The 9,775-nt window shown below is 55.7% G+C and carries 8 protein-coding genes; 6 read left to right on the forward strand and 2 right to left on the reverse strand.

Annotation, left to right across the window (positions count from 1 at the left end; genetic code table 11):
* Both ONB24_06880 and ONB24_06885 read left to right on the forward strand, forming a co-directional pair.
* Nucleotides 1-295 (forward strand): gfo/Idh/MocA family oxidoreductase (locus tag ONB24_06880; GenBank protein ID MDZ7315829.1); only part of this gene is annotated, 295 nt, incomplete at its 5' end.
* Between the two features lie 65 nt (nt 296-360).
* Nucleotides 361-1,359: a sugar phosphate isomerase/epimerase gene (locus ONB24_06885; GenBank protein MDZ7315830.1), complete on the forward strand. Its 999-nt coding sequence runs from the start codon at nt 361-363 to the stop codon at nt 1,357-1,359.
* 83 nt (nt 1,360-1,442) lie between these two features.
* On the opposite strand, the gene ONB24_06890 is transcribed toward ONB24_06885, so the two are convergent.
* Complete coding sequence (locus ONB24_06890; GenBank protein MDZ7315831.1) at nt 1,443-3,647, reverse strand: glycoside hydrolase family 9 protein; 2,205 nt, start codon at nt 3,645-3,647, stop codon at nt 1,443-1,445.
* 108 nt (nt 3,648-3,755) lie between these two features.
* The gene (locus tag ONB24_06895; GenBank protein ID MDZ7315832.1) at nt 3,756-3,905 is read right to left on the reverse strand and encodes a hypothetical protein; all 150 of its coding nucleotides are present in this window, start codon (nt 3,903-3,905) and stop codon (nt 3,756-3,758) included.
* A 166-nt stretch (nt 3,906-4,071) separates the two neighbouring features.
* On the opposite strand from ONB24_06895, the gene ONB24_06900 reads away from it, so the two are divergent.
* The 4 genes from ONB24_06900 to ONB24_06915 all read left to right on the forward strand — a co-directional run.
* Nucleotides 4,072-5,700, forward strand: coding sequence for an FAD-dependent oxidoreductase (locus tag ONB24_06900; GenBank protein ID MDZ7315833.1), 1,629 nt, complete (start codon nt 4,072-4,074; stop codon nt 5,698-5,700).
* A gap of 109 nt (nt 5,701-5,809) precedes the next feature.
* Nucleotides 5,810-7,186, forward strand: a complete 1,377-nt coding sequence (locus ONB24_06905; protein ID MDZ7315834.1) for a glycoside hydrolase family 140 protein — start codon at nt 5,810-5,812, stop codon at nt 7,184-7,186.
* A gap of 8 nt (nt 7,187-7,194) precedes the next feature.
* On the forward strand, nt 7,195-7,794 hold the full coding sequence (locus ONB24_06910; protein ID MDZ7315835.1) for a molybdenum cofactor guanylyltransferase: 600 nt from the start codon (nt 7,195-7,197) through the stop codon (nt 7,792-7,794).
* A 144-nt stretch (nt 7,795-7,938) separates the two neighbouring features.
* A partial coding sequence (locus tag ONB24_06915) for a molybdopterin-dependent oxidoreductase (GenBank protein ID MDZ7315836.1) occupies nt 7,939-9,775 on the forward strand: 1,837 nt, incomplete at its 3' end.

A 9,775-nucleotide genomic window follows, 5' to 3' on the forward strand; every position in this document is an offset into this window, starting at 1 on the left:
CTATCGCCAGGGCGAGCCGGTGCAGGTCCTGCGTCGCGGCGGCGGCTATTTGTGCGATGCGGCCAAGCGGCACACCCGTCTGCCGTCCGGTCACCCGGAGGCTTTCCTCGAGGCCTTTGCCAACATTTATCAGAACTTTGTCGCCACGGTTCGCGCCGTCGAGTCCGGTCAAAAGCCCACGGAGCTCGATCTCGATTTTCCGGACGTGGAGGACGGCGTCATCGGCATGCAGTTCATCGAAACGGTGGTCGCCAGCTCCAAGAGCGACAAAAAGTGGGAGAAATTTCACAAATAAGAAAACCGATGCGGCAGTCAAGTCGACTGCCGCTTTTATTTTATCAGCAAATCAAGGAGAGCGATATGCCGCGACCGATTACTCTTTTTACCGGCCAATGGGCCGATCTGCCTTTGGAAATCATGTGCCAAAAAGCGGCCGAATTCGGCTACGACGGCTTGGAGCTGGCCTGCTGGGGCGACCATTTCGATGTGTTTAAGGGCGCCGAGAGCGTGGCCTACTGCGAAGAAAAGAAAAAACTGCTGGCCAAGTACGGTTTGAAAACTTGGGCGATCAGCAATCATCTTGCCGGTCAATTGATCTGCGACCCGAACAACGACAAACGTTCGGACGGTTTTGCGCCGGCCGACTGCGCCGGCGATCCGGAAAAGAAACGCCAATTCGGCATCAAGTCCATGAAAGCGGCGGCCAAGGCGGCCAAAAACCTGGGCGTCAAGGTGGTGCCCGGGTTTACCGGCTCGCCGATCTGGCACTATCTCTACTCTTTCCCGCCGAACGACTGGAAAGAGATCGAAGCCGGTTACGAGCGCTTTGCCGAACTGTTCCTGCCGATCCTCGACGAGTTCAAAGCCAACGGCGTCAAGTTTGCGCTCGAGGTACATCCGACGGAAATTGCTTACGACATTCCGACTACGCACAAGGCGCTCAAGGCGATCAATTATCACGAAGCGTTCGGCTTTAACTTTGATCCCAGCCATCTGCAGTGGCAGGGTATCGATCCGGTTCGCTTTTTGGATGAATTCGGCGACCGCGTCTACCATGTGCACATGAAGGACTGCGTTGTGCTGCTCAACGGCAGCAACGGTATTTTGGGTTCGCACCTCAATTTCGGCGAGCCGGGGCGCGGCTGGGAATTTTGCTCCCTCGGCCGCGGCGACGTCGATTTCGAGGCGATCATCCGCAAACTCAACAAGCTCGGCTACGATGGCCCGCTCAGCGTCGAATGGGAAGATCCGTTTATGGACCGCGAATTCGGCGCCAAGGATGCCTGCGATTATCTTAAAACTCTCAATTATCCGGTACCGGCAGGGGTCTTCGACGAGGCGTTTACAAAGAAAAAATAATATAGAAAACGCCCAAAGTCGGGCAGACTTTGGGCGTTTTCCGCATCAAGGGGGTATACCATCAATCCTTTCTCGAAACTCTGCTACGGCTGCGACAGCAGCGAATTTGCCGCAAGCGCCAGAAACATGAAATTCGAAGCGCCGCCGCCCATGACATATTCCGTCTGCTGCCAAAAGTAAGGCCAGACTTTGAGTTCGGGTAAATCCGGACGAATTAAGGCCGTGCCGGAAGCAACTCCACCCGGAATGTACGACCAGTCGGCGCGATTGGCGCCGTAGGCCACAGTCAGCGACCGGGTGCCCACTCCGGACGCAAACGAGGCAGTGTTGCTGCCCGGATGGCAGCCGAGAACGAAATTCAGAGCATTCAGCATGTAAGCCTTAGGGAAAATTTCGGGAAAGGCTTTATGGAGAAAGTACTGCGTTACGCCGAAGCTTTGGATGGTCCAACCGTCCCCCCAAATGTTCGGCCGATAGGGCACCCCGTAGGGCGTTTCCTTTGCTCGTTCGTTTATCTGCCTGGCAAACTCGCGCAGCGCGCTCTCCAATTTTGGGGTGAATGCTCCATCCGCGATCTCCGGCAAAACGCGGCCGAGAACGCGGGCGCAGCGCTCCGGCGCTTTCAGAGCTGCTTCCTTTTCTTCCATCAAAATTTTTTTGTAAGCTTTATTTCCGTTTGTCAAAAACAGCTCTGCGGCGGCGTTGAATTTCAATACGCCGTGCTGATCGGTGTTGCGCACGACCAGGGATTCGGCGACAGCGCAGCATCTTTGTGCGAGCTCAGCATTGATCCTCTTGAGCGGCCGTGCTGCCGCCGCCAGGCAGGCTGCGACCTGCAGTTCCCTTCTGGGATTGATCTCGGTGAACACCCAGCGATCGTCCGCTTTACCGGAACGGCGGCAATCGATCGAATCGGCCGGCAGTGAGGCGTCGTACACCAGCCCGTCGGTCATGGTCGAACCGTCGCCGAGCAGCACGTATTGCCGCAGCGTGGGACAAATGATGCCGCGGTAAAGCCGGCCGAGCGCTTCGTAACCGGCCACAATGCTCAAGGCACCATGTTCGATCTGCTGCAGAATGTCCGGCACGCCGTCCGGCTGATGGATCTCGACCAGTCGCTGCTTTTGATCGACGGTCGTGACGTCATAATCGATGCCGAACTCTTCGTAGGCCAGGGCGAGAATATAGATTTCCTCGGCTTGGCTTTCGACCCGCAGGTCGTAATCCCCCGCGTCATGCCAACCGCCGACGTTGAGGCCGGGCACATGCTGCAGCGGCTCAAAAGGCGTCAAGGTCGACGGCCCCTGCAGATAGCCGTCAAAGTGATTGTGATTGACGGGCGCCATACGGGCATCGTCCATATGACAGAGGCCGTGCCAGACACGATAGCCTTCGTTTACGCGCATGTGACACATCTGTACCGGCAAAAAGTACTCTAGAGTCGGCTGCCAAACGTGGCGGGAATAGATGTCTTCGGCAATTCGAAAAAGATTGCTTAGCGACTCTCCGTAACGAATTACGTAAACTCCCGGCTCCTTTAGGTCGCTGAAATCCAGCTGCAGATAATCGTAGCGCAGAAATTTCCCCCACGGCTTCGGACGAATGCGGAGCCTTTCGCGCAGGCCGGTTCTATCTATCTGATAGACGACTGCCGGCTGAATTTTTCGCTCTCTCGGATCCCGCTCGATTACGGCGATTTTCGACTGGGCTGGGTGATAGCCGACCTGGGAAACCTGAATGACGGGGCGATAGCACCAATCGCGGATGACGTTGGGGGTAATCAGCCATTCTACGGCGGCGCGGGTCTGGTTCGGCTTGACGCGCGAGCGGACGATAAACCAACCGTTGTTGTGACGAAAGCGGCCGTCCAAAAGTTCGAGCGGCTCGCCGAAGCTGCGGATGGTCAGCCGCAGGGTATCGTTTTCGGGCGCCACGGTTAATTCTCTACCGGAGGCCAAAGGTTCAATCTGCACGTCGCCGTAGGGATCGTAAAGAACCGGTCCGTTCGGCTGCGGCGGAAAGAAGCCGGTCTGCTCGTCCATGCGGAAGCTCTTGCCGAACAGGGCGCCGGGAAAAAGCTCCAGATTAAAGCCGACGCGGTCGTTCCATTCCGCCGGTAAAGGGTCGTCCAGATCGACAATGACGCGGAAGGAAGTCCCTTCGGCGATCACTCGGACCGTATAGGAAAAGCGGAGATCCGGGTATTCGATCGGATTGAAGCCTTTACGGTCTCGACTGGAATCGGGGAAACCCAAGCGGGCGGAGATTTCGTTTCTCTCGCGATACACTTGGCGTCCGTAAAATTTCGGTACCGGCTGCCATTGCCCTGGCGCCGGTTCCAGCCGCAGATCGCCGTTGGCGGCAGTCCGTTCGCCGTGTTGAATAATCGTGACTCCTCACTGATGACCCTCCGGATAAAAGTCGTGAAACACCATTACATTCAGACCGGGCATTTCGAAATAGTCTTTTTCATTCAGCCTTAAACTGCTCGGCTCTGCCGCCGTCAGGCTGATTGAAAAAATGACAAAGAGCACGGTTTTGCGCATGAATCTCTCCTCCACGTTGTAAAGCAATCTACTGACGGCAGCTGAAAAATGGTTGTAAGGAAAAGTAAAGAATTGATCCGCAAAATCACAACCCATTCAGACCGCACTCTTATTGTTGCTTGCCTTTTAATTTTGAAAATACTATTATGAAGAAAGCGAGGCTGAAATGAGGAAAACGGCGCTCTGCATTTGGGTGGGGATTTGGGCAGCTTTGACTCCGGCTGCGGAACCGATCAGCGCGGATCTGGTCATCTACGGCGGCACATCGGCAGCGGTCACTGCCGCGGTCCAAGCCGATTTATTGGGGATTTCAGTCATCATTGTTTGCCCGGAGACGCATTTAGGAGGTATGACCTCGAACGGCTTGGGCTGGACCGACGCGGGCAACACGGAAGCCGTCGGCGGCTTGGCTCGTGAATTTTATCATCGCATCTACCTTTACTATCTTGATCCCGCCGCTTGGAAACAGGAACGGCGTGAAAATTTCGGTAATCGAGGACAGGGGACACCCGCCATTCGTGACGACGACCAAACCATGTGGGTGTTCGAGCCGCATGTTGCCGAGACGATTTTCGAGCAATGGATCGCCGAACGCGGAATACGGGTTTTCCGGGACGAACGGCTCGATCGTGCAAACGGCGTCAGCAAAAAAGACGGCCGGATTGAATCGATCCGCATGTTGAGCGGAAAAGCCTTTCACGGCAAGGTTTATATCGACGCCACTTACGAAGGCGATTTGATGGCCGCGGCGGGGGTTTCGTATCACATCGGGCGAGAGGCAAACCGCGTTTACGGCGAAACCTGGAACGGCGTGCAGACCGGCGCCCGCCATCACGATCACTACTTCAAGGCGAACATTTCACCTTACGTCGTGCCCGGCGATCCTTCAAGCGGACTGTTGCCGCGAATCTCTGCCGAGCCGCCGGGGGCCGACGGCGAGGGGGATCGCAAGCTGCAGGCTTATTGTTACCGCATGTGCCTGACCGACGACCCGGACAACAGGATTCCCTTTTCGCCTCCCGAAAATTATGATCCCCGCCAATATGAACTGCTGCTGCGCGTGCTTGCTTCCGGTCAAACCGACGTCTTTACCAAATTCGACCGCGTGCCCAATCGAAAAACAGACACCAACAACCACGGTCCCTTCAGCACCGACAACATCGGCATGAACTATGATTATCCCGAGGCGAGCTATGAGCGGCGGCGCGAGATTTTAGCCGAGCATGAGCGCTATCAAAAAGGGCTTTTGTATTTCTTGTCGACGGATCCGCGCGTGCCGGAAGACATTCGCAGTCGAATCAATCAGTGGGGTCTGGCAAAGGATGAATTTACCGACAACAACGGTTGGCCGAGGCAAATTTATGTACGTGAGGCGCGGCGCATGATCGGCGCTTACGTGATGACCGAACACGACGTCATGGGCAGGAGGGAAACACCGAAGCCGGTCGGGATGGGATCCTACGGGCTTGATTCTCATAATGTTCAACGCTACATCACCCCTGAGGGATTTGTTCAGAACGAGGGCGATATCGGCGTCCGAGTGCCGAGGCCTTACGGCATCTCCTATGATGCTCTGACGCCGAAGGCGGAAGAATGCCGTAATCTTTTGGTGCCGGTGTGCTGCTCTTCGTCGCATATCGCCTACGGCTCCATCCGCATGGAGCCGGTTTTTATGATCCTTGGGCAAAGCGCCGCCGCAGCCGCAGCTTTGGCCGTCCGATCCAACTGCGCCGTGCAGGAAGTGGATTATTATCAATTGAAGCAAACGCTTCTGAATTTTCATCAGAGGTTATGATACCTCTTGTGAGGCAGATCCGGCTCAGGTAATGATGAAAAAGTATTAGCTTGCGAACACGACAAGAGTACGAAACTTGGAACAAAACGAATTGAAAAAGGTGAGCGCGGTGAAAACGTTATCTCTTTTCGTTCTTTCGATCTTTTTATCGATCTCTGCAGGAGCCGCCGAACGGCTGCGGGTTTCGCCCGACGGTCGTTTCTTACAATATGCGGACGGTCGTCCTTTTTTCTACCTCGGTGATACGGCCTGGCAGCTGTTTCATCGGCTGACGCGCGAAGAGGCGGACCTTTATCTCAAAGACAGGAGTGAAAAAGGATTTACCGTCATCCAAGCGGTCGTTATTGCGGAATTGGACGGACTGAATACTCACAATGCCTACGGCGAGCTGCCGCTGCATGACCGGGACCCGCTGCGGCCTAATGAGGCCTACTTTTCATTTGTCGATTATGTGGTCGATCGAGCCGAGCAGCTCGGCTTGTACATCGGCATGCTGCCGAGTTGGGGCAGCTATTGGAGCGAAAATCGGCCCGACCTCAGGATCTTGAACGAGCAGAATGCCCGCGCTTACGGCCGATTCCTCGGCCGACGATACGCCGACAAGCCGATCATCTGGATCCTCGGCGGCGATCACAATATTCATACCGAGTCTGAACGGCGCACAGTGGAAGAGCTCGCCAAAGGTCTTCGTGAAGGCGACGGCGGCGCTCATCTCATCACCTTTCACCCGCGCGGCCCGGGATTTTCTTCCGATTACCTGCATCAGGCGCCGTGGCTCGACTTTAACATGATTCAGTCCTCTCATGCGGCGCACGATCATGACAACGGCCTGTTCGTGGAGCATGACTATCGGCTGACGCCTCCCAAGCCGACGCTCGACGGAGAGCCGCGCTACGAAGCGCTCAATGTCGGTTTTTATTTCGACGGCGTCAGTCGCCTTGATCGTTTTGACGACTATGACTGCCGTCAGGCTGCTTACTGGGCAATGCTGGCCGGTGCCTGCGGCCACACTTACGGCCACAGCAGCATTTGGCAGATGTGGAAGCCGAATCGTTCGCCGGTGCTGGGCGCCAATATTCCCTGGCAGGAGGCTCTGAACGACCCCGGCAGCCGGCAAATGGGGTACCTGCGCCGCCTGTTTGAATCGCGGCCTTGGCAAAAACTACGGCCTGCGCAGGATATGATTTTGTCCGGCCCCGACTTTGGCGGAGCCAAAATCAGAGCCGCTTTGGCGGAAGACCGCTCTTTTGCTTTCATCTACTCGCCGCGCGGCGAGGCGTTTACCATCGACCGAAGCCGCGTTTCAGGTCAGAGTCGCCGGGAAATATGGTTCGACCCGCGCTACGGCATTGCCTATGCCGTTCATACCGGCGATACAGCGGGCATCCAGACCTACACGCCGCCCACCGCCGGCCGAGGACAGGATTGGCTGCTCATTCTCGAAGACGCGTCGAAAAATTATCCTCTGCCGCAGGTTCGGCGGTAAGCTGATCTATGCCGCAGCCTTTGACCGGTATCGTTCTGGCGGGCGGAAAAAGTCGCCGATTCGGACGCGACAAGGCGCTGATAAAGCTGTCCGATAAAACCGCTGTAGAATTGGCCGTTGAACTGGTCCGACCGTTCGTACAACATATGCTTTTGAGCACCAATGAACCGGCTATGTTTTCATTCTTGGCAATTCCGGCGGTCCCGGATCTGCATGCCTATGCGGGCCCGCTGGCCGGAATCGAGGCGACTCTCAGGGCATCGCGTACAGAGTGGAACTTGGTCGTAGCCTGTGACATGCCTCGAATGTCGCCGATGGTTTTGGAATTTCTCAGCCGCCTTCAACCGTCATCGGATGCTGTTCTTTTTTCGCTCGAGGGAATTCCGCAATTTTTCCCGGGTCTTTATCACCGCAAGATCCTCGAACCTCTCGAACCATTGTTCGCGCAACCCCCTTCTATTCCGAGAGAAAGATCGCTCTATGCCTTGCTGCATCGCATCAATGCTCAAATTGTGCCGGCGGAAACGTTGCCCTTCTTTAATCCGAAATTTTTTTTCAACATGAATACGCCGGAAGATTATCACAGCCTCTTTGGAGAACGAAAGTGAAGTACAAGAGGTAAATTGGATTAACTTTTCAGCGCCGTTTTAAAAAAATCATGAATCTTGAACGGCCATGAATCATCAAATTAGTGGTTTAGTTTTGTCTTTGATAAAAGACACCCCGCCGATACGAAAAATGAGGTAAACGCCATGACTTTTCTCTCGCGCAGAAAGTTTTTACAGATTTCGGGCGCTGCCTTGGCCGCCGTATCAGCCGCCGGATGCGGCAAGTCTGCCCGCCCGACGGCTAAAGGCGTGCAAAAAATTCCCACCTTTTGCGACATGTGTTTTTGGAAGTGCGGCGCTATTGCCTATGTTCGGGACGGTAAACTGTGGAAGCTGGAGGGCAATCCTAAAGACCCGCTGAGTCGCGGCCGTTTGTGTCCCCGCGGCACCGGCGGCGTCGGCGCGCATTATGATCCGGATCGCCTCAAGGCGCCGCTTCTGCGCAAATCCAAGCGCGGCGAAGAACAATGGGCGGTGGTCACATGGGACGAAGCGCTCGAGTTCATCGCCGAAAAGATGCAAAAGATCAAGACCCAGTACGGACCCGAAGCTATGGCGCTGTTCAGTCACGGCATCGGCGGAAATTTTCTCAAGCATCTCATGCGCGCTTACGGCACGAACAACATCGCTGCGCCGTCGTTTGCTCAATGCCGTGGTCCGCGCGACGTCGGTTTTCTGTTGACTTTCGGCGAAGAGATCAGCTCGCCGGAGCGCACCGACATCCGCAACGCCCGCTGCTTGGTGCTGATCGGCTCGCATTTGGGCGAGAACATGCACAACACTCAGGTGCAGGAATTCAGCGACGCCATTGCCGCCGGGGCAGAGATCATTGTCGTTGATCCTCGCTTCTCGGTTGCTGCCGGCAAAGCCAAGTATTATCTGCCCATCAAACCGGGCACCGATCTCGCCCTGCTGCTCGCCTGGATGAACGTCATCGTCTCGGAAAAGCTTTACGATCGCGAGGTTGTTGAAAAATATGCCTTCGGCTTTGACTACTTTGCGCGCGAAATCGCCGTCTACACGCCCGAGTGGGCTTATCCCGAAACCGGCATACAACCGGATCTGATTCGCGAGACGGCGCGGGCAATGGCGCGGCATCGGCCGGCAACCCTCATCCATCCCGGTCGACATGTCACCTGGTACGGAGACGACGCTCAGCGTTCTCGCGCGGTTGCCTTGCTGAACGCCTTGATGGGCAATTGGGGCGTCAAGGGCGGCTTTTACTATCCGGTCAGCATGGATGTCCCCGCTTATCCTTATCCGCCTTACCCGAAAGGCATCCGGCCCAAGGTCGATAATCCGGATCATAAATATCCTTTTGCCATTGAAACGATCACCAACGGCATTCGCGAGGCGACTCTTACCGGTCAACCTTACCCCATCAAAGGGTGGATGGTCTATGCGACCAACCTGATGCATGCCCTGCCGAACGAGGAGGAGACGATCCGCGCCATTCAGAACCTCGACTTGATGGTGGTGATCGACGTCATTCCGGCGGAGATCGCCGGTTGGGCCGACGTGGTGCTGCCCGAATCGGTCTATCTTGAGCGGTACGATGATCTGAATGTCGAATGGTTCCGCGAGCCGTTCGTGGCGCTGCGGCAGCCGGTGGTCGATTCGCCGCACGATCAAAAGCCCAACTGGTGGATCGCCAAAAAATTGGCGGAAAAGCTTGGGCTCGGCCATTATTTCCCTTGGAACGATATCGAAGAGTATCTGAACTATCGGCTTGAGCAGGCCGGCTTGAGCTTCGAACAGCTGAAGCAGGAAGGCGTTATATTGGGCGAAAAGCAGCCCATCTATTTTTCCGAAGGCGTGCCGATCGAATTTCCGACGCCTTCGGGCAAGATCGAGTTCTATTCGACACAGCTTGCGGAAGCCGGATTCGACCCGGTACCTAAATATCATCGACCTGAAGAGCCGCCGCCCGGCTATTTTCGTCTGCTTTATGGTCGTGCGCCGGTGCATTCCTTCAGCCGTT

The organism is candidate division KSB1 bacterium (assembly GCA_034505495.1).
Classification (GTDB): Bacteria; Zhuqueibacterota; Zhuqueibacteria; order Residuimicrobiales; family Krinioviventaceae; genus Fontimicrobium_A.